The sequence below is a fragment of the Streptomyces sp. NRRL S-495 genome (genome assembly GCF_000966955.1).
GTDB classification, from domain to species: domain Bacteria; phylum Actinomycetota; class Actinomycetes; order Streptomycetales; family Streptomycetaceae; genus Kitasatospora; species Kitasatospora purpeofusca.
The window spans coordinates 1-20,669 of sequence record NZ_JZWY01000165.1; the positions used below are offsets into that span (position 1 = coordinate 1).

A 20,669-nucleotide genomic window follows, 5' to 3' on the forward strand; every position below is an offset into this window, starting at 1 on the left:
GGTGCGCAGCGTGTAGGCGACGTCGCCGAGTTCGGCCGGCGGCAGGTCGGCGAGGAAGGCGTCCACCCGGGCCAGGCTCTCGGTGGCCGCCTCCTCCGTCCTGGCCGAGACCAGCAGCAGTTCGCTCGCCGGGCGGCGGGGCCGCGGGCGGGTGGCCGGCGGGGCCTCCTCCAGGACGATGTGGGTGTTGGTGCCGCCGATGCCGAAGGAGCTGACGCCGGCCCGGCGCACGCCGTCGATGGCCGGCCACTCGGTGGCGGTGGCGGGCACCCAGAAGACCGACTTCTCCAGTTCGAGGGCCGGGTTCGGCGCGGTGAACAGGCCCACCGGTGGGATGGTGCGGTGCTTCAGGGCGAGCACGGTCTTGATCACGGCGGCGACCCCGGCGGCGGTGTCCAGGTGGCCCATGATGGACTTGAGGGCGCCCAGGGCGGCCTTCGGGCGGTCGCCCCGGTCGGTGCCGAACACCGAGCGCAGCGCGGCGAGTTCGATCGGGTCGCCGAGCGGGGTCGCGGTGCCGTGGGTCTCGATCAGCCCGATGGTGTCGGGGTCGATGCCGCCGGCCGCGAGCGCGGTGCGGATGGTGGTGGCCTGGCCCTCGACGCCGGGCGCGGTGAACCCGGCCTTGCGGGCGCCGTCGTTGACGGCGGCGGTTCCGGCGATCACCGCGTGGACGGTGTCGTTGTCCCGGATCGCGTCCTCCAGGCGCTTGAGCACCAGCACGCCGCCGCCGTCGGCGTCCGCGGTGCCGTCGGCGGCGACGTCGAAGGTGCGGCAGTGGCCGTCGCGGGAGAAGGTGCCGCCGGGGGCGTAGAAGTGGCCGCGCCGGGTGGGCGGGCCGGAGGAGGCGGCGCCGGCGAGCACCATGTCGGCCTCGTAGGTGAGCAGGCTCTGCACCGCCAGGTGGATGGCGACCAGCGAGGTGGAGCACGCGGTCTGCACGGAGAAGGCCGCGCCCTGGAGGTTGAGCTTGTAGGCGATCCTGGTGGCGGCGTAGTCCTTGTCGCTGGAGGTCAGCACGCCCAGTCCGCCGGCCGATTTCACCGCGCGGGCGTTCGGCCACAGGATGTCGAGCAGGTAGACGTTCATCCCGGTGCCGACATACACCGCGGTGCGGTTGCCGTCCGCGCCGATCGGCGGGTAGCCCGCGTGCTCCAGCGCGCCCCAGGCGCATTCGAGCAGGATCCGCTGCTGCGGGTCCATCAGCACGGCGTCCTGCGGCGAGTAGCCGAACAGCCGGTGGTCGAAGTGGTCGTAGTCGTCCAGGACGGCGCGGGCCGGGATGAAGTTGGGGTTGTCGGCGACCTCCTCCGGGACGCCCCAGCCGAGGAGTTGCTCGCGCGAGAAGAAGGAGATCGACTCGACGCCGTTCTCGATGTCGTGCCAGTAGCGGTCGAGGTCGCGTCCGGCGCCGGGGAGCCTGATCCCCATGCCGATGATCGCGATCCGGTCCTGCCCCTGTTCCTGTCCCGACCCCTGTCCCTGTTCCTGTCCCTGTTCGTCAGACATGCTCGTGCCCCCTGTTGAGTCGGCGCCGTCGGGCGAGTTCGTCACGGCCGCGCTTGCGCAGCGCGGTCCGGTCGTCGGCGGGCACGGCGGTCCGTGCCTGCCGGAAGTGCGCGGCGCAGGCGGCGACCGTGCCGTGCCGGAACAGGTCGGTGACCGAGAGCTCCAGCCCGGTCTCCGCCATCCGCTCCCGCACGGTGATCAGCGCGAAGCTGCTGCCGCCCACGTCGAAGAAGTTGTCGGTCGGTTCGAGGTCGGGCCGGCGCAGCACGTCGGCCCAGATCGCGCGGATCCGCGCGGTGAGCGAGTCGCCGTTCGCCGGCCCCGGGTCGACGGTGACGCGCTCGGCATTGGCGGCCCCGGCGGTGGTGTGTTCGGCATTGGCGGCCCCGGCGGTGGCGTGCTCGGCGAGCAGGCGCCGCCGGTCGACCTTCCCGTTGGCGTTCAGCGGGATGCGCTCCACCGACAGGATCCGGGACGGCACCATGTAGCCGGGCAGCTCGTCGCGGACCAGGGCGCGCAGTTCGCGCTCGTCGCCCGCCCCGGGGTCGGCGCAGACGAACGCGATCAGCTCCTCCGCCTCCACCACGGCCACGCACTGGCGCACGCCCGGGCGGCGCAGGAACGCCGCCTCGACGTCCGCGAGTTCGACCCGGTGGCCGCGCACCTTCACCTGGGTGTCCTCGCGGCCGATGTACACCAGCCGGCCGTCGGGGGCCCAGCGGACGATGTCCCCGGTCCGGTAGAGCTCGCCGGGGGCGTACGGGTCCTCGCCGAACCGGGCGGCGGTGAGCCCCGGTTCGCCGATGTAGCCGGCGGCGACCAGCTCGCCGGCCAGGTACAGCTCACCGGGCACGTTGACGCCGGTGGGCCGCCGGTCCTCGTCCAGCACGTAGCAGCGGTTCGCCGGCAGCGGCACCCCGATGCTGCCCTCCCGCACCCGGCCCAGTTCCGCGGCCGGCACCTCGATCACGGTGTTCACGATGGTGGCCTCGGTGACCCCGTACATGTTGACGAAGACCGCGGGCAGTCGCCGCGGGTCGACCAGCGCGGCCAGCCGGGACCAGCTCAGCGCCTCGCCCACCAGGACCACGTACCGGACCGGGGAGCGGTCGCCGTCCAGGGTGTCGAAGAACGGCGGCAGTACCCGGTACAGCAGGCTCGGCGTCAGGTTGACCACCGTGACCCGTTGCGCGTGGATCAGCCGGGCCAGCCGCTCGGGGTCGAGCACGTCCTCCTGGTCGGCGATGACCAGCCGGCTGCCGGTGGTCAGGGCGCCGAGGATCTCCAGGACCGACACGTCGAAGGAGAAGTTGTGCGCGGCCAGCCAGCTGTCGCCGCCGTCGGTGGCCAGGCCGCACGGGCGCGGGCCGAACAGGGCGTTCAGGCCGCGGTGGCGGACCATCACTCCCTTGGGCACCCCGGTGGAGCCGGAGGTGTACATCACGTAGGCGACGTCCGACGGTTCGGGCCACCGGACCGGGTGCTCCGGCGCGCCGTCGCCGAGGTGGGCGTCCAACCGGACCGTGTCCCGGCCCTCGGTGAGCTGCCGGGCGAGGTCGGCGGTCTCCTCCTCCACCAGCACGACGGCCGGTTCGGAGCTGTCCAGGATGTGCTCCAGGCGCCGGCGCGGGTGCGCGGGGTCGAGCGGCACGTAGGCACCGCCGGCCTTCCACGTCCCGAGGATCGCCGCGAGCATCGCCGGGGAGCGGCCGAGCAGCAGCCCGACCCGGGTACCGGTGCGCACACCGGCCCGGCGCAGCGCGGCGGCGATCCGGGCCGACCACTCGTCCAGTTCCCGGTAGCTGGTCGTCCGCCCTCGGTGCACCAGCGCCACGTCCTGCGGGGCCGCGGCGGCGTGCTCGCAGAACAGCCGGAGCACGGACGGGCGCAGCGCAGACGGCCGGTCGCCCGCCGCCGGCTCGACCGGCGGGTTCCAGCCCTCGGTGAGCAGCCGGTGCTCCCGCGCGTCCACCATGGCGGGCTCGCCGCCCGGGTCGTCGACCAGGGACTCCAGCAGGGCGTGGAAGTGCGCCACCAACCCGTCGACGGTCGCCTCGTCGAACAGCTCGGTGCTGAAGTCGGCGCGCAGGAAGGGCGACCGGGTGGAGACGTCCAGGGTCAGTCCGAGGTCGAAGCGGGCCGCCTCGATCTCGACGTCGACCTCGGACACCGTCAGCCCGGTGAAGTCCGGCACGGTGAACGTGAAGTTCTGCACCGTCAGCATGGTCTGGAAGACCGGGGCGTGGCTGAGCTGGCGCTCCTCGCCGACCGCCTGGACGATCCGCTCGAACGGCACGTCCTGGTCGCCGAGCGCAGTCAGCGCCGTCCGCCAGGTCCTGGTGACCAGGTCGGCGAAGTCGGGCTCGCCGCTCAGGTCGACGCGGACCGGCAGCGTGTTGACCAGGCAGCCGACCAGTTGCTCCTCCGCCTCGTCCAGCCGGTTGGCGACCGGGACCCCGATCACCACCTCCGGCTGGCGGGCGTGCCGGGAGAGCACCCGGGCGTAGGCGGCCAGCGCCACCGCGAACAGGGTGACCCCGTGCTCCTTGGCCCAGTCGGTGAGCCGTTGGACCAGCTCGGGATCGACCGGCCGGCGCAGCACCGCACCGCGGTGGGTGAGCACGCCGGGCCTGGGCCGGTCGCTGTGCAGGGCGAGCTTCGGGGCGCCGGACAGCAGTTCGCGCCAGTGCTCCAGGCGCCGGGTGTGCTTCTCCCACAGGGTGCGCTGCGCCTCGGCGTACTCCAGGTAGGAGGAGCTCGGCGCGGCCGTCGCCCGGCCGTTGTACTGCGCCGCGATGTCGTCCAGCAGCAGCCCGACCGCCCATCCGTCGCAGGCGATGTGGTGCACCAGCACCACCAGCGCGTGCTGGTCGGCGCCCCAGGACAAAAAAAAGGCCCGCAGCACCCGGCCGTCGGCCAGCGCGAACGGCACGGCGGCCTCGGCGGCCACCAGCTCGCGGAGGTGGCGGTCCTGGGTCGGCCGGTCGGCCGGCGGCTGGGCGACGGCAGTGACGTCGGGCTCCGCCGTGTCGTGCACCAGCTGTGTCAACTCGCCGTCCCGCACGGCGAACCCGGTGCGCAGCACCGCGTGCCGGGCGGTGACCGCGCGGACCGCCGCGGCCAGCCGGTCGCGGTCCAGTGCGCCGGTCATGCGCAGCGCGAACGCCACCACGTAGGCGGGGTTGCCCGGTTGCAGCTCGTTGAGGAAGTAGAAGCGCTCCTGGGTGAACGAAGCCCTGCCGCTGTCGGTCATACCGCCCCTCCGGTGTCCATGACGGCCTCCGGGCGGGCGGTGCCCGCCATCGCGTCGGCGCTGCGCCGCGCGGCGGGCCCGATCAGCGCGGCCGCGGCGAGCATCAGCCCGGCGATCGCGATCCAGCCCCAGAAGCCTGCCGAGATGACCAGGCCGGAGAAGAGCGCCGGCCCGGCGATGTTCTGGGTCGCCACGTGCAGGTCGAACGCGCCGAGGTACTCGCCCTCGGCGTGCTTGGGCGCCAGCCCGAAGGCGAGGCCCCAGGCCGAGGCGGACTGCATGACCTCGGCCACGGACAGCATCAGGGCGGTCACGACGATGGCCGCGGTGGCCGGCGCCGTCGCGTGCCACAGGTCGGTGACCGAGGCCGCCGCGCAGCCCGCCGCGATCCACAGCCCGGCCCGGCGGGCCGTCGCCGCGGCGCCCGCGACCGTCTCGGCGCCCTTGCTCGCCCGTACCTGGAACAGGATGACGAAGACGGTGTTGACCACCAGGAGCAGTGGCACCAGGAAAGGCCGGACGGCGGCGCGTTCCAGGGCCCACAGCGGCAGTACCACCATGAGCAGGCTGATGTGCGAGGCGAGCACGGTCGACAGGCCGACCACGCCGAGGAAGCGCAGGTCGCGCACCGCGCCGAAGGGCCGGGGCCGCTGTTCCGGATCACCCGGCGGCCCCTCCGGCAGGCGGGTCACCAGCAGGGCCGCGAGACCGAGCAGGACCGCCGCCACCGCGGGGATCAGCACCAGCAGCCGGGTGCTCAGCGCGGCCGCGGCGGCGACGCCGATGCCCGCGCTGAAGCCGACGTTGAACACCGTGCGCATGGTCGCGTTGAGCCGGACCCGCTCGCCCTCCGGGATCACGGTGGCCAGCAGCGCGTTCTCGGTCGGTCCGATCCCGTAGTCCAGGAAGCCGACCAGGGTCACCAGGACGTAGAACTGGATCGCGTCGTCCACCGCGGAGTACAGCCCGAAGCCGACGGCGACCGCCGCGAACAGCAGGAACAGCAGGGTGCGCTTGCGCATCCGGTCGGCGATCATGCCGAAGAGCACCGAGGAGAGCAGGCCGGCGAAGCCCGCCAGCGACAGGCCGATGCCCACCTCGGCGGCGGTCAGCCCGACGTGCAGGGTGAAGTAGACGATGCTGCCGGAGAGGAAGACGCCCTTGCCGGTCGCCTCGGCGAACCGGATCGCCAGCAGTCGCCGGCGCAGCGCGTCGGCGGGGATCAGCCGGCCGATCAGGCCTGCGGTGTTGCCCGTGGATCCGGCCACCTCAGTACTCACCCCGTCCGTACGCGAGGAGCGTGGCGACCCGCTCCGGCTGGGGTGCGCGCGCGGCCCCGAGCGGGGCCAGCACCCGGGCCCAGCCGTCCAGCCGCTCGGCGTCGAGTCCGGCGGCGGCCGCCAGGCCGTCCCGGCGGCCCACCATGTCGGCGAGGTCCGTGCCCTCGAGCACGTAGTCGGCCGCGTCGAAGCAGCGTTCGCCGATGCAGGCGATCGGGCTGCGGGCCACCAGGCCCCTGCGGTCCGAGGTGAGCACATTGCCCAGGTGCAGGTCGCCGTGGAGCAGCACCCGCTCGGGTTCGGTGGCCAGCAGCCGGTCGGCGATCCGCCTCGCCTGCGCCAGCTCGGCACCGCCCTGCTCGGCCCAGCCGAGCATCATGCCGAGCCAGTCGGCGGCCTGCCGGGGCGCGCTCGCCGGGTCGCCGACGGTGTGCAGGTCGTCCAGGAACCGCGCGTAGTCGGCGGGGGACGGCGGCTGCGGCAGGTCCTCCACCGGTGTGCCGGGCCGGACCGCCTCCAGCAGCGCCGCGCCCCGGCTGCTCGCGTGCACCTGGGGCACCCGGCCGCCGGGCGCGAACTGCCGCAGCATCGCCACCTCCTCGGCGAGGGCGTAGGCGTCCGGCGCGAGCTTCAGCTCGGCCTCACCCATCGGCCCCGTGCAGGAGACCAGCACGGAGGTCACGGCCGACGAGAAGTCGACGCCGACCACCTCCCCGATGTCGAGTTCCCACTCCCTGGCCAGGGCCGCCACCTGTTCCGGCAGCGAGCCCACCCAGCGATGGTTCACCTTTCCCCGGCGCATGAAGTCGGCGATCGCCTGCAATCGCCCGGCTATCAACTCCAAATCCAGCAAAGGGGACACCCCTTCCATGAGTCGCTTCGTGGTTGGTCGGACGGGTGGGGACGGCCGAGCGGTCCCGCCCCGCTGGCCATCGCCACGGGAGGAGACTCCGGCAGGGCCGTGCAAGGCCGATGGAATGGCTGTGCAAGACCTGTTGAATACGCGTGGCCGGGGTTTCGACGCGGATCAACGACCCTTGACGCTGACCGTTCACGTAGGTTCAATTTCCCAGCGGCCACCGGCCTTTCGGGGGAAGAAATGACAGAAACCAACGTCTTTTTCGGGGTGCTAGGCCCCGTCGAAGTCCGTGTCGACAGCGCAACCGTCGCGCTGCCGTCGCGGGTCAGAGTCCTGCTCGCGGCGCTCCTGTGCCGTCCCAACCGGACGGTCAGCGTCGACGAGCTCACCGACATCGTGTGGAGCAACGAACCGCCCGCCGCGCCGGCCACCCTGCGCAGCCATGTGCTGCGCCTGCGGCGCCTGTTGGGCGAAGGATCGGACCGGGTGGTGACCACCGGTCCCGGGTACCGGATCGAGGTCGGAGCACGGACCGAGCTCGACACCCTGGTCTTCGGCGAGCACTGCGAATCGGCCCGCGACGCCGCGCGGTCGAGCGACTGGCCCGCCGTCTGGACGGCGGCCTCCGCGGCCCTGGGCCTGTGGCGCGGCGCGCCGCTGGCCGACGTCAACTGCGACCGGCTGCACCGGGACGAGACTCCGGGCTGGGCCCAGTCCCGGGTGGAGGTCACCGAGTTGGCCGCCCGGGCCGGCCTGGAACTGGGACGCGCGGCCGAATCCGTGCTGCTGCTCACCCGCCTCGCCGCGGAGGAGCCGCACCAGGAAGGCGTGCACGCCCTGCTGATCGAGGCCCTCGCGGTCGCGGGCCGGCGGGCCGAGGCGCTGGCCGTCTACCGGCGGCTGCGCACCGCGCTCGCCCGCGACCTGGGCATCGAACCGGGTGCCCGGATCGCGGCCGCCCACCAACGGGTGCTGCGTTCCGGCGGCAACTCCGCTGCCCCGCACGATGGTTCGCAGCGGACGGCCGCACCGGACCGGGACCTGCCGGCCGGGCCCGACCCCGCCACCCTCGCCCTCCCCACCGGGCCCGTCGAGGTGGACGGGACCGGCGCGGCGCTCCGGGGAGCGCGTCCCGCGCCGACCGAGCCGGTCACCGCGTGGCGCCGGCTCCCGGCGGAACCGGTCACCGTGCTCCGCCAGCTCCCGGCCGACCTGCCCTTCTTCAGCGGCCGCACCGAGGAGCTGCGGACCCTGCTGGCGGCCCCGGCCGCCGGACCGGCCGGGGTCGCGACCACCGTGCTGGTCACCGCGATCGAGGGCATGGCCGGGGTGGGCAAGACCCAGCTGGCCGTGCACGCGGCGCACGAGCTGGTCCGCGCCGGCCGGTTCGGCACCCTGCAGCTGTACGTGAACCTGCGCGGCTTCGATCCGGACCGGCCCCCGGCCGACCCCTCCGACGTCCTGGCGGGCCTGCTGCACGCACTCGGCGTGGACCGGTCGCTGATGCCCGAGGGCCTGGACGCGCGCGCCGCCCTGTTCCGCGACCGCCTGCACGGCCGCGAGGCGCTGCTGCTGCTCGACGACGCGGCCGACGCGCACCAGGTCCGCCCGCTGATCCCGGCCGACCCCGGCTGCCTGGTGCTGATCACCAGCCGGCGCAGCCTGGCCGGGCTGGACGGTGCCCGCTCCCTGCCGCTCGCCGCCCTGGCCCCGGCGGAGGCGCTTCAGCTCCTGGCCGCGGTCGCCGGCGCCGAGCGGGTCGCCGACTCCCCCGGGGCCGCGGCCCAGGTCGTCCACGCCTGCGGGCACCTGCCGCTGGCGCTGATGCTCGCCGCGGCGCGCCTGCGGGCCCGCCCGGCCTGGCGGCTCGCGGACCTCGTCGAGTACCTGAGACCGGGCGGCATCAGCGCCCTGACCACCGGCGGCCGCTCGCTGCGCGCCAGCTTCGACCTCTCCTACCGGGGCCTGCCCGAGGAGGCCCGGCGGGTCTTCCGGCTGCTGGCCGTCCATCCGGGGCGCGAGTACACCGCGCACGCGATCGCCACGCTGGCCGGTGTCGACCCGGCGGCCGCGCGCGAGACATTGGAACTCCTGGTGGACGAGCACCTGCTGATCCAGGACACCCCGGCCCGGTACCGCCTGCACGACCTGCTGCACGCCTTCGCCGCCGAACTCACGGAGGGCGGGACCGCCGACCGCCTGGCCCTCTACCGGCTGACGGTGTGGTACTGCCACACCGCCCGCGCGGCGGACGAACTGCTGCGCCCCGCTCGTCGGTGGTCCGCCCCGCTACTCCCCGCCGCTGCCCCGCCGGTGCTGCCGCCCCTGCGCTTCCCGGACCACGACCGGACGCTGGCCTGGCTGGACGTGGAGCGCGCCAACCTCACCGCGGTGCTCTCCCGCGCCGCCGAACAGGGCCTGGGCCCGCTGGTCGCCGCGCTGGCGCTCTCGCTCAGCTGGTACCTGCACACCCGCGGCCCGGCGTCGAGCCTGCTGTCGGTACTGCGCACCACCCAGGCCACGGTCAGCCCGGAGGCGGACCCGGTACTCGCCGCCCGGGTGCTCACCGAACTCGGCGACTACCACGCGCTCACCCGCCGGTACCAGGACGCCGTCCGGCACCACGAGCGGGCCCTGGAACTGCACCGGGCCAACCACGACCGGGACGGCGAGGCCGCCACACTGCTCGGCCTGGGCAGCGCGCACGACCGGCTGAACCGGCCGCAGGAGGCCGTCCGGTGCTGGCGGCAGGCCCGGGTGATCTTCGCGGAGCTGGGCAACCGGCTCGGCGCGGCCACCTGCCTGGTGAACCTGGCCCGGTCGTACCGGGCGCTGGAGCGGTTCGACGAGGCCGTCGAGCACGTTCGACGAGGCCGTCGAGCACGACCGCGACGCGCTGGCGGCCTTCCGCGGCCTCGACGACGAGCACGGGCAGGCGCAGGCGCTGGCCGGGCTGGGCGAGCTCCACCAACTGCTGGACCGCGACACCGAGGCCGTCGGCTACCGGCGCCAGGCCCTGCTGCTGTACCGGCGGGCCGGCGACCGCTACGCCGAGGCGGACGTACTGGACGGGCTGGGAACCTCGTACTCCCGGCTCGGCCGGCCCGAGCAGGCGGTGCGGGCCTGGCGCGGTGCCCACTCGATCCTGACGGACATCGCGCACCCGCGGGCCGCGGAGATCGAGCGCCACCTGGCCGGGGCGGCCGGGCACGCCGGGAACCGTCCGGAGCACCGGTCGTACGCACGGTCGCGGTAGCGGACCGCGTTACCGGCGGGGCCGGCAATCGGGCGGGTCGTTCCGGGAGCATCACGTTCCCGGAACGACCCGCCCGACCTCGTTCAGGCCTCGCGCGGCGTCACCGCCGGGCTCACCTCCGGCGTCGCGCCGGCGGCTTCGGCAGCGCCGCCCGGTCCAGCTTGCCGTTCCGGGTCAGCGGCATGGCCGCCAGCACGACCGTGCGCGCCGGCAGCATGTAGCGGGGCAGCACCTCGGCCAGGTGCGCCGCCAGGTCGGCCGGTTCCTCCCGATCCTCGGTCACCAGGTAGGCCACCAGGGCCGGGACCGTGCCCAGGTCCTCGCGCAGCAGCACCACCGCCTCCGACACCGCCGGGTGGCCGCACAGCACCGCCTCGATCTCGCCCAGTTCGATCCGCAGGCCGCGCAGCTTCACCTGGTGGTCGAGCCGGCCGAGGAACTCCAGCCGCCCGCCGGCCGTCCACCGCACCAGGTCGCCCGTGCGGTACAGCCGGGCGTCCGGCCCGAAACCGAAGGGGTCCGGCACGAACCGCTCGGCGGTGAGGTCCGGCCGGCCGACGTAGCCCCGGGCCAGCCCCACGCCGCCCAGGTACAGCTCGCCCGGGGTGCCGATCGGCACCGGCTCGCGCGCGTCGTCCAGGACGTGGGCCGTGGTGTTGGCGATCGGCACGCCGATCGGGACCCCGCCCTCGGGGTCGTCGTCCCGGCAGGTCCAGTGCGTGACGTCGACCGACACCTCGGTCGGTCCGTAGAGGTTGTGCACCTCGGCCCGGCTGCGCTCCCGGAACCGCCGTACGACGGCCGAGGTCAGCGCCTCACCGCTGCACACCACCCGGCGCAGCGCCGTGCACCCCGAGACTCCTGGTTCCTCCGCGAAGACCGCCAGCATCGACGGCACGAAGTGGGCGGTGGTGACCCCCTGCTCCGCCATCACCCCGGCCAGGTAGGCCGGGTCCCGGTGCCCGTCGGGCCGCGCCATGACCAGCCGGGCGCCGGCCAGCAGCGGCCAGAAGAACTCCCAGACCGACACGTCGAAGGTGTAGGGCGTCTTCTGCAGCACCACGTCCTCCGGGGTCAGCCGGTACTGGCGCTGCATCCAGAGCAGCCGGTTGACGATGCCGCGGTGCGGGATCGCCACGCCCTTGGGGCGCCCGGTCGAGCCGGAGGTGTAGATGATGTACGCCAGGTCGGCGTCCGAGGGTTCACGGGCGGGCGGCGGGGCCTGAACCGTGGGCCGGGTGCCCCCGTCGAGCGGCAGCAGCACGGAGCCGGCGAACAGCGGGGCGAACGACTCGTCCGCGAGCACCACCGCCGGGCGGGCCTCGTCCAGGACGGTCCGGATCCGCGCCGCCGGATGCTCGCAGTCCAGCGGCAGATAGGCGCCGTCCGCCAGCAGCACGCCCAACAGGGCCACCACCAGGGCGACCGACCGCTCGGCGCAGACGGCCACCGCCTCGTCCGGTCCGACCCCGTGCGCCCGCAGGCGCTCCGCCAGGGCCCCGGCCCTGGTGACGAGTTCGGCGTAGTCGATCTCCTCGGACTCGTCGCTGACCGCGAGGATGTACTCGTGCAGCCGGCGCGGCTCACCGTGGTCGACGGACGTCTCGTTGAAGCCGAGCAGCCGCGCGCGCTCGGCCTCGGGCAGCAGCTCCAGCCGGCCGACCGGGCGGCCGGGGTCCGCGAGGGCGGCCTCGGCGAGCCGCCCCAGCCGCAGTCCGGCCGCGACGACCGTCTCCCGGTCGTGACGGTCGGCCCGGTAGCGCAGCGCCCCGGCCGGGTCGGGCGCGAGGTGCAGTTCGAGGTCGTACCGGACGCCGTCCCCGAGGTCGACCGGCTCCGGCTCGCCGGGACGACCCACCAGCACCTGGCAGGGCGACAGCGGCCCGGCCCCGCCGGAGAACCCGGCCAACGCCAGGATCCGGTCCGACGGCACGTCCTGGTACCGCTCCGCCTGCCGCAAGGCGCTGGCGGTGGAGCGCAGTTGGTCGAGGAAGGTGGTGCCGGAAGTGAAGACGGCCCGCAGCGGGAGGGCCCCGACGCCGCTGCCCCCGGTGCGCGGCACGGCGATCACCACATCGTCCTGTGCGCAGCAGCGGTGCAACAGGACCTGCACCAGGGTGACCAGGACGTCGAACGGACGGCAGCCCTCGGCGGCGGCCAGCTTGTCGACACCGTCCAGCAGCGACGCGGACAGGGCGAACGGCACCGTCCCGGTGTCCCCCGCCGCACCCGCTCCACCCGCGGCCCCGTAGAGGCCCGGCAGGCTCGACCGCGCGGGCGCACCCACGAGGTGTTCCGCCCAGAAGCACTCTCCCGCGCCGTTCGGGCCGTCGGGACCAGTGGTTCCGGCCGGATCGGCCGGAGCATTCGAATCGTTCGGAAACGCGCGTGCATTCTCCAGGCTCATGAGGCCCCCATGTCGGACGAACACGACTGAGCAGACAGGGAATTCACAAGGCGGGAAGACGGGAATCGGGCTCCGGGGCGGACCGGACGACAGATCCGACGACGGTCGGCTGACGATTCCCCCATGCCCTTTCACCCTAGCGCCGGGCCGAGCCCGTGCGAACAGGAAGACCTCGACTGTGACCTGCGTCACGTAACAGTCGTCGGCGGAGTCCGAGGTCCACCCCGCACCGGAGGCGTCAGGCGAGTCCCGGCAGTTCCCATCCACTCAGGATGCGGCCAGTCAGGTCGAGATCACCCTCGTTCCTGATGACGAACACGTGCTCCCGCCCGCGCAGGACCTCCAGCCCTCTCGCGTCAATCCTCACACAGTGGGTGAACTTGTCCGCATAGCCAGGGTGGTTCACAAAGGTGTCCGAGAGCTGCTCCAAGGCACGGGGTCCCGGCTCGAGATCTGTCAGATACTGCCCATCGCCGTAACGTGCATCGCCTGCTTCGACTGTCCACCTGGACGGCCGAAGGCTCGAACTTTCCATGATTCCGTTGTACCCGGTCTCGTTCGTGTAGTGATACATCGGCTGAAGATGTTCCGGAGTTGGGCCGCCCAGTGGCTTGTGGCTCACAGGGCCGACCCTGGGTCGCCGTTGGAATGTCGGTCGGCCTCGGCCTCGCGCCGCTCTGCTTCCCGATCCGCGCGGTCCACCCCGTCCACCGAACTCGTTCTCCGGGAGCGAGTTGAGGTACCGCCTGTAGGCGGCTCCGCCCTGTTTGAATGCGGCCGCCTCTTCCGCCGACATCGCATATTCTCCGCTCCGTGCGGCGAGTCGGGACAGGCCGCGTGCGGCGGCGGCGCCGATCTTTCCGCCGAGGCTTGCGCCGCCGCTGACGATGCCGGTGCCGAGGGAGACGTAGCCGAGGATGCCGGAGGCCTTGGGGGCGGCCTCTTCGAGGGAGCCGCTGACGATCGCGGTGACTCCGGAGACAACTCCGAAGGCGACTTCGGTGGCGGTGGTGGCGGCCATCACCGCGCCGTAGGCGGCGATGGAGGCGCCGCCGGTGAACACGGCTGCGCCGATGGCCAGGATGCCGAAGCCGATATTGAGCCAGGCGCCCCAGCTGAGGTGGCCGGTGGGGTCGGTGCGGTTGATCGGGTCGCCCAGGCAGTAGGCGTAGGGGTTGATGCCGCCCGCACCGAAGGGGCTGAGGCTGTCGGGCGCGGTGAAGCGCATCAGGACGGGGCTGTAGGCCCGGTAGCCGTTGCCGAGGTGGTACCAGCCGGTCGCGGGGTCGGTGCGCTCGCCGTCGTGGCCCAGCACGCTCACGGCCTCGGCGGGGCGGCGGTCGCCGTAGGGCATGTAGGAGTACTCCTCGGCCTGCTGTCCCTCGGCGGCCAGCAGCACCGTCTGCTTGCCGTCGGTGCCCAGCAGCCGGGTCGACGTCTGGGCGCCCTCGCGGCGCTGGGCCACACAGGCGTCCGCGAGCCGGATCAGGCGGGTGCGCCGGTCGCCTTCGGTGATCGAGGCGAGGGCCTGCCGGTGGTAGGAGAGGACGCTGGTGCGGCCGCCGCCCGCCTGGGTGAGGAGGCGGTTGCCCGGGTCGTACCCGTAGGTGGCGGCCGTGCCGGCCGAGACGAGGCGGCCGAGGTCGTCGTAGGCGAGGACGCGGCCGGCCTCGTCGGCGATGAGGCGTCCGGCCGCGTCGTAGTGCAGGTCGATGTGGGACTTCGGGTTGTCGTGGTCGATGCCGGTCAGCTGGCACGGGTCGGCCGCGTTGCCGAAGAGGTAGGTCGCGGTGTCGCTGCCACCGGTGAAGTCGGTGCGGCACGTCCTGACGTTGCCGTAGGCGTCGTAGATGAAGGTCTGCCCGGTGATCGCGCGGCCCTGCTCGTCCCGCGGGGGCGTCTGCCCGGTACAGGTGTACGCGGTGAGCTGGTTGCGGCCGCTGTAGGCGAAGGTCTCCTCGCGCAGCACGGTCGTGCCGCGCTTCAGGGTGCGTCGGCCGAGGAGGTCGTTGGGCTGCCACTGCTGGGTGAGAACCCAGGTGGCTCCCTGGCCGTCGGTGAGCGTGCGGGTCACCTCGCGGCCGAACTCGTCCAGGACCAGGTCCGTCCGCAGGGTGTTCCTGGCCTCGTCCTGGGTGGTCCAGCCGATGACCCGGCCCGCGGTGTCGTAGCGCAGTGTCACCGATGCGGCCGGGTCGACGACGGAGAGGAGGCGGCCGAAGGCGTCCCAGCCGGTCCGCCGGACCGATCCGTCGACGCCGGTGTACCGGTGTTCGAGGCCGTTGACCGTGTAGGTCGTGCGGGCGGTGGCTTCGGGGTGGCCGGTGAGGTTGGTGGTGTCGGTGCAGGGTCGGCCCGAGGGGTAGTAGGCGTGGGTGAGGGTGACCCCGCCTTCCTCTGCCGTGGTCACGGCCGCCGAGACCGGGTCCCGGGTGAACTTCTGGGTGATCGTGACCACGCCTTCCGGGCCCGCGTCCACCTGTGAGAGGGCGTCGGCGAGCTGCGGGACGTACTGGTAGGCGCGCTTCTTCCCGTCCGGCCCCGTGGAGGTGGCGGGACGGGGGCCGGCGTCCGTCGCGTAGGTGGAGGACCACGTGCGCCCGCCCGAGGTGCTGTGTTTCAGCCGGCCCAGCCCGTCGAAGTCCTGCGTGCCGTAGGACGCCTCGCCCACCTTGAGCTCCGTGACCAGCGCCTGGGCCGAGAACGGGGCGTAGGCGCGCGAGACCCGGGTGGTGTCCGGCAGGGTGGTGAGCCGCACCCGGTCGTGGGCGTCGTAGTCGTAGGTGGTGGTGTGGCGCAGGTCGTCGGTGTCGCCGAGGACGTCGGTCTCGGTGCGCAGCCGTCCCAGGCCGTCGTACTGGAACTCGCGGCTGCCGCAGGGCGTGCCGTTGCGGTCGAGGCGGGTGACGCTCTTCGGCGTGCCGCGCTTGTCGTAACCGGTCACCGTCCTTGCGGGCAGTGGCTTGCCGGCGGCGAGGGTCTGGTGGGTGGTGGTGCGGTTGACCGGGTCGTGCAGGGTGAGTGTGCCCGAACCGTCGCCGAGGGTCGTGGTCGAGTGCTGTCCCCAGTCGTCGTAGGCGTAGGTGCTGGTGAGCGTGATCTCGGTGCCGCCGTCGCCGCGGGTGTGGTCGTGGGCCGTGGTGGAGGCCGTGCGGCCCTGTTCGTCGTAGCCCTGCGTGCAGGTGGTGTACCAGGCGCCGCTGCCGCGGGCCTCGCAATCGCCGTGGGCGTCGTCGATGTCCTGGCGTTCGCGGCGGATCGGGCGGCCGGCGCCGTCGAAGCTCTCGCGGACCCGGTTGCCCAGCGCGTCGGTGGCCGTCGCGACGAACGGCGCGCTGGTGCCGGTCTCGTAGGTGCGGGTCTCGACGGCCTTGTACTCGGTGTCCGGGTTCACGGTGCGGGTGAGCAGGCGGCCCAGCCGGTCGTACTCCAGGGTCGTGCGGTTGCCCTGCCCGTCGGTGGCGGACCGCAGGCGTCCGGTGAACCGGGAGAGGGTCTGCGAGCTCTTCACGGTCAGGGGGCCGTGGGTCGTCACCGTGTGGGCCTGGACCAGGGTGTCGTCCTGCACCGAGCAGTGGTTGGTGTCCACCGACTCGTAGGAGTCGGTGCCCTCGGGGTACTCGGTGGTGGCCAGGCGGACGGGGCGGCCGAACTCCGAGCTGTCGGAGGTGTTGTAGGTGAAGAGCTGCTTCCGCAGGAGCCGGTCGCCGACCCGGTGGCTCTCCTCGGACTTCAGCACGACGGTGGGCACCTTCGGGTCGGGCAGGCCGTAGCGGTAGGCCGTCGAGTGGACGGGCGCGTCGAAGCCGGTGTCCGGGGGCGTGCGGGTGACGCCCTTGAGCAGGCGGGTGAACCCGTTGGGCTCGGGCGGGCAGTCGTCGCCGCTGCCGCCGGCCGGGTAGTACTCCCACACTGTGTGCGTGCCGTCGGGGTCGTCCTGGCTCGACGGGTTGCCGAACTCGTCGAAGAGCGTCCTGGTGGTCTCCTGGTAGGTCTTGGCCGGGCCGGAGGACTCGGAGTCTGTCCAGGTCACTGTTTTCTTCTTCGGGAGCTGGAACTGCGCCGGCTGGTCCTCGAACGGCTTGCCGGTCACCGCGCAGTACTGGGTTTCCACGAGCCGCGAGCAGTGGTTCTGCTGCGTCCGCTCGGTCGTCTGCAGGTGGAACCTGTTGTACGTCCGGGTGACCCTGGCGGTCCGGCCCGCGCAGGTCCGCGACTCCGTGGAGCCGTAGGAGTATTCCGTCAGGACGTCGTACAGGCAGTCCCGACTGCTGTCCCAGTCCACTTCGGAATGGCCGCCGAGGAAGTTCGTGTCCGTGTAGTCGTAGGACGCCTCGATCGGGAGCTGTCCGCCGCCCGGCGTCCGGACGAACCGGTACACGCGGGGAAGCGCCGGCAGGCCCGCGGTGACGGGGAACCGGTGCCCGTCGTCCTCGTACCAGGCGCTCTCGTCCATCCCGCCCGGCATCGTCACGCCGGTGATCCAGGAGCCCCACTCCCCCTGCTGCCCGACAGCGGTGTGGGTGAAGTCCCACACCAGTGGCTTGTCCGCCCCGAGCCCGAAGTGGTGCACGCTCCCGAGGAGGCCGTTGTGCAGGCGCAGGTCGACGTCGTAGCCCTCGTCCCGCCCGGGCAGGACGCGCAGAGTGGTCCTGGACTCTCCGGTGCGGACCACCTTCAGGAGGATGTCCTGCTCGTCCTTGACCTCGGCCAGAAGCGGCTGCGGACCGGCGGTGAAGTCCCAACGCAGCTCCAGGCGGTGACCGGTGGGCGTCAGCAAACAGGTCGGCACCTTGAGATCGAAGGCGTTCCGGGGCCCCGTCAGGAGCTCCACCTCCCCGGACTTGTGCACGATCCGGTAGCAGTCCTTCTCCTGGTCCCGGGTGATGTGCACGGTGTCGAGCTTGTGCTGCAGCAGGACGACCTTGGTGCCGGTCTCCTCGACGCGGTACTGCTCGCCGCTGGACAGGACCAGTAGCCGCTCGTTGACGTCGTACGTCGTCATCGGCACCGACACGCCCTGCCCCAGGCCGATGTCGGTACTGGTGAGCGGCGAGTACGACAGGGTGAGCGGCAGCGACGGGCCGAGGGCACGATTGCCGACGAGCCCGCCCAGCGCGATCTGGACGTTGAACAGCCCCGTGCGGGGGTCGACGCCACCGGACACCGCACTGGAGAAGTTGGTCGCATGCGTGAACAACGCGGAGGTCGAGGCCATGGCTGGATGCTCCTCCAGGGGAGTGCTTCGTCGGCGATGGGACGGGCCGCCCGCCCGCCCCTTGTCGAGGGCCCTCCCCGCGACGGGAAGGACCCCACGTCCGTGTCGGCCCGTCAGCCGCTGATGCTCGGCAGGCCGTTCTCGACATGGCCCATCAGGCGGCGGCGGAAGGACTGGTCCTCCGCGACGGACAGGTCCAGGTCGTACCAGCCCTGCGCGTCCTCGGTGACCCAGGTGAGGACGAGGGGGGTGCCCGCGGTCGCGGTTCCCCGGAGGGGGGCGGCGGTGCTGTAGTACCGCGGCTTCACGGTGACGGTCTGCGGCCCGGCTCCGGTGACGGTGATCGTGAAGGTGAGAGTGCGCTGCGGACCCGGGGCGACGGCGGTGGCGACGTCGGTCCCGGCGGCGGCTCCGGCGGCCTTCCCGGCGAACTCGCGCCGGAAGCCGTTGGGGCCGGTGACGTAGAAGTCGTAGGCCCCGTCCTTCAGTTGCACCTCGGCGGAGGCCGCCCCGGCGCCGAGCACGTCGAAGTGGCGCGGGACCTCGGGCTCGGCGGCGCCGTACGCGTACAGGGTCAGGTGCGAGGACACGGCACCGGTGTTGGACATCCGCAGCAGGAACGCCGTCGGACCGTTCAGGGCACCGTGGGCGTCCGGCTGGTACGGCAGGGGTCGGGCCAGGCGCCGGGTCGGGTCGGTGGGCTGCTTCGGCGGCTCGTCGGTGCGGTCGAAGTCGAAGAGCGAGGTGAGGTCACCGGCGACGGTGCGCCGCCAGCGGCTGATCGCGGGCTGCCGGACGCCCAGCCACTCCTCCAGGAACCGGACCTGCGAAGTGTGGTCGAACATCTGCGAGTTGACGTAGCCACCGACGGTCCACGGGGAGACCGCGATCATCGGGACGCGGATGCCCAGGCCGATGGGCTGGTCGCCGACGTGCTCGTCCGTGGCGGCTGCCGGTGGGACCGGCGGCGGCACGTGGTCGAAGAACCCGTCGTTCTCGTCGTAGCTGATGAACAGCACGGTGGAGTCCCACATGTCGCCGTTGGACGCGATGGCGTCCAGGACCTGGTAGACGATCTTCTGGCCGTCCGCAGGGGTCGAGCTTCCCGGGTGCTCCGAGTCCGCCTGCGCGGGCACCAGGTAGGACACCCGCGGTGCGCGCCCGGTGGAGATGTCCTGGGCGAACGCGTACACGAAGTCCTTGTAGTTCTTCGGGTTTGCCGCCGCGTCCGGTGCGGGTGGACAGCGGAAGAGTCCGCGGTCGTAGAGGCTCCGGTCGGCGGGCGGCAGTTCGGCGACCGCCTTGGCGAGCGCCTCCACGTCCTTCGGCTGCAGCTCCTGCCCGTAGAGGTCGTACAGACTCACGGCCGTGAGACCGGCCTTCTTCAGCACCAATTGGAAGATCCGCTTGAACTCGGCATGAAATTCCAGGTTGTTGTCGTAGAAGTTGTCCCAGCCCTGGTAGACCCGCCAGCTGATCCCGTCGGCACCGAAGGGATCGTTGTTGACTTCCAGGATCTCGGGATAGCTGGGCCAGTTGTAGCCGGCCGACCGGTCGCCCTGGTAGTGCGCCTTGGGATCCTCACGGTCGTGCGCCGTAGCTCCGGTGACGCGCTCGCCGGTGGGCTCCCAGCCGCCGAAGCCACTGAAGAGATAGTTGCGGTTGCTGGTGGTCTCGGCCAGGACCGAGCAGTGGTAGGAGTCGCACACGGTGAAACGATCGGCCAGCGCCCGGTAGGTTCCGACGACCTCCGGCTGGTCGAAGTAGCCCATGGTGACGCCGCTCTTGTACTTGACCCACTGGTCGTGGAAGCCGTTGTTCCACGCCGCATGGCCGGTGTCCCAGCCGTGGTCGGCCGGCGCGGTCCTCCCGCTCCCCTTGTCGAGCCGGTACGGGCGGTAGACGACGGGGACCGCGCTGTCCTGGTCGGGTTGGTCGAGGACGGTACGCGGTCGGTCCGTCTCGGGCAGCGTGACGAGGTTGCGGTCCTGGAACCCGCGGACCCCACCGAAGCCGCTGCCGAAGTAGTGGTCGAAGGAGCGGTTCTCCTGCATGAGGAAGACCACGTGCCGGATGGCCTTCAGCCCGCCGGGACGGGGCTTGCGCTGCATGGCCTTCAGCAGCGAGGGGGGCAGAAAGTCGTTCACGCGTGCTCCTGGGACTTCGTGGCCGGCCGGTAGTCGAGGAAGATGTAGTCGCCGCCCGCGTCGCGGTTCAGGTCGATGTCGGTGCCGCCCGCCTGAACGCGGCGGTAGCCCTCCTTCGGAGGAATGCGGACGTCGGGGTCCGCCCAGTGGGTGACGGCGAGGTCGGTGATCGGCGTCCCCGCCTCGCGGCTCACCGCCAGGAACAGGGCGGTCTTCTCGTTCCTGACGCCCTTGTTGAGGTCGACCGGCAGCTTCTGGTAGCCCGCGGGCGGCTTCTCGTCGTTCACCAGGACGCGGAGGCCGGTGACGGGTCGGTCCTGGGGCTGCTTCTCGAGGACGAGGTACAGGAACGCGCCACCCGCGCCCCGGTTCAGATCGACGTCGATCCCCTCCCACCCGGTGGGCACACGGAGCGGGGTCTGCGGTGACGGCTTGTCATAGGGAACCAGAACGTCGATATCGGTGATGAATCGGTCCATGGGCATGTCTCCCCTCGCGGGACGGTGGACGCGGGACAGCAGGGAGAGTCGCCTCACCTGTGGCGCCACGGCCCAGTGTCGCGCCGTCATCAGCGGTCGACGAGTGCGACACTCTGCCTACGATCCATTTAGTTCGTAGGCAATGAAACAAGCTGGCTCATGGCCCTTCCGGGCCGGAGGGCTGTCGCGGCGGCAGCCGCGCCGGTCGTGCCGACCGGGCGGACACGGCGCACCGAGCCACCGATCCCGATCAACCGCAGA

9 protein-coding genes and 1 pseudogene are annotated in these 20,669 nt (G+C 72.5%); 2 read left to right on the plus strand and 8 right to left on the minus strand.

Annotated elements, in window-relative coordinates; translation table 11 throughout:
• The 4 genes from VR45_RS10825 to VR45_RS10840 form a co-directional block, all read right to left on the minus strand.
• The coding region (locus tag VR45_RS10825) for a polyketide synthase (RefSeq protein WP_234325928.1) at window positions 1-1,509 on the minus strand (1,509 nt) is incomplete at its 3' end.
• Entirely contained in the window at window positions 1,502-4,762 is a 3,261-nt protein-coding gene (locus VR45_RS10830; RefSeq protein ID WP_045939488.1) for a non-ribosomal peptide synthetase, read from the minus strand. The genes VR45_RS10830 and VR45_RS10825, both read right to left, overlap by 8 nt.
• A complete protein-coding gene (locus VR45_RS10835) occupies window positions 4,759-6,030 on the minus strand; it encodes an MFS transporter (protein WP_045939489.1) in 1,272 nt (423 codons plus the stop codon). Before VR45_RS10835 ends, VR45_RS10830 begins: the two co-directional genes overlap by 4 nt.
• 1 nt (window position 6,031) lies before the next feature.
• The gene (locus VR45_RS10840) at window positions 6,032-6,814 is read right to left on the minus strand and encodes an aminoglycoside phosphotransferase family protein (protein ID WP_159394175.1); all 783 of its coding nucleotides are present in this window, start codon (window positions 6,812-6,814) and stop codon (window positions 6,032-6,034) included.
• Window positions 6,815-7,141: 327 nt separating this feature from the next.
• On the opposite strand from VR45_RS10840, the pseudogene VR45_RS43925 reads away from it, so the two are divergent.
• Window positions 7,142-9,775: pseudogene (locus VR45_RS43925) on the plus strand (BTAD domain-containing putative transcriptional regulator); the annotation flags it as partial.
• Window positions 9,776-9,875: 100 nt separating this feature from the next.
• The gene (locus tag VR45_RS50535) at window positions 9,876-10,157 is read left to right on the plus strand and encodes a hypothetical protein (protein ID WP_353612678.1); all 282 of its coding nucleotides are present in this window, start codon (window positions 9,876-9,878) and stop codon (window positions 10,155-10,157) included.
• A 112-nt stretch (window positions 10,158-10,269) separates the two neighbouring features.
• On the opposite strand, the gene VR45_RS10850 is transcribed toward VR45_RS50535, so the two are convergent.
• From VR45_RS10850 to VR45_RS10865, 4 genes are all read right to left on the minus strand, one after another.
• On the minus strand, window positions 10,270-12,444 hold the full coding sequence (locus tag VR45_RS10850) for an amino acid adenylation domain-containing protein (protein WP_159394177.1): 2,175 nt from the start codon (window positions 12,442-12,444) through the stop codon (window positions 10,270-10,272).
• 358 nt (window positions 12,445-12,802) lie between these two features.
• Window positions 12,803-17,782, minus strand: coding sequence for an HYD1 signature containing ADP-ribosyltransferase family protein (locus VR45_RS50025; protein WP_045939491.1), 4,980 nt, complete (start codon window positions 17,780-17,782; stop codon window positions 12,803-12,805).
• A gap of 113 nt (window positions 17,783-17,895) precedes the next feature.
• Window positions 17,896-19,929 (minus strand): alkaline phosphatase family protein, encoded by a 2,034-nt coding sequence (locus tag VR45_RS10860; RefSeq protein WP_052709000.1) that lies wholly within the window; start codon window positions 19,927-19,929, stop codon window positions 17,896-17,898.
• Window positions 19,926-20,408, minus strand: coding sequence for a hypothetical protein (locus VR45_RS10865; RefSeq protein ID WP_045939492.1), 483 nt, complete (start codon window positions 20,406-20,408; stop codon window positions 19,926-19,928). Before VR45_RS10865 ends, VR45_RS10860 begins: the two co-directional genes overlap by 4 nt.
• Between the last annotated feature and the right edge of the window lie 261 nt (window positions 20,409-20,669).

Excerpts from the sequence above, each read along its gene's own strand:
- VR45_RS10830 (WP_045939488.1), bottom strand. The coding sequence starts at position 4,762 with ATGACCGACAGCGGCAGGGCTTCGTTCACCCAGGAGCGCTTCTACTTC.
- VR45_RS50025 (WP_045939491.1), bottom strand. The coding sequence starts at position 17,782 with ATGGCCTCGACCTCCGCGTTGTTCACGCATGCGACCAACTTCTCCAGT.
- VR45_RS10865 (WP_045939492.1), bottom strand. The coding sequence starts at position 20,408 with ATGGACCGATTCATCACCGATATCGACGTTCTGGTTCCCTATGACAAG.